This window comes from Lentzea miocenica, assembly GCF_033949945.1.
In the GTDB taxonomy this organism is placed as follows: domain Bacteria; phylum Actinomycetota; class Actinomycetes; order Mycobacteriales; family Pseudonocardiaceae; genus Lentzea; species Lentzea miocenica.
Genome location: NZ_JAXAVW010000112.1, coordinates 1 through 416, shown reverse-complemented (window position 1 = coordinate 416; position 416 = coordinate 1). Strand labels below are relative to the sequence as shown.

1 protein-coding gene is annotated in these 416 nt (G+C 66.1%); it reads right to left on the bottom strand.

Going from position 1 to position 416, the window contains the following annotated elements; all coding sequences use genetic code 11:
• A partial coding sequence (locus SK803_RS46435; RefSeq protein WP_319972654.1) for a glycoside hydrolase family 48 protein occupies positions 1-416 on the bottom strand: 416 nt, incomplete at both ends.

Here is a 416-nt window from a genome sequence, read left to right as displayed (position 1 = left end):
GCCAGTAGGTGTTGTCGACGTCGATCAGCCAGTGCATGCCGTAGACGTCATCGGTGCCGTACGCGGCCTTCAGCTCCGCCGCGATCGGGTCCGAGCCGACCGGGATGGCGCTATCCAGCACCGCCGGGTAGCGGTCCATCCGCGGGTGTTCGGGCGCGTAGGTCGCCGGCTTCGACGCGTTGTACTTGTCGTTGGTCGGCTGGTCGGCCTTGGCCGGGATGATGAACTTCTCCATCGACGCCCAGGCGGACTTGAACGGTGCCCAGTCCCCGGTGACGCGGCCGTAGCTCGCTTCCAGCCACAGGTAGTAGCTGAACGCCTCGGAGGTGGTCTGGTGACCGTGGTCCGGTGCCTCGACCATCAGCGTCTCGACCGAGTGGTACGGCACCAGCAGGTCGCCGAACTTGCGGAAGTAC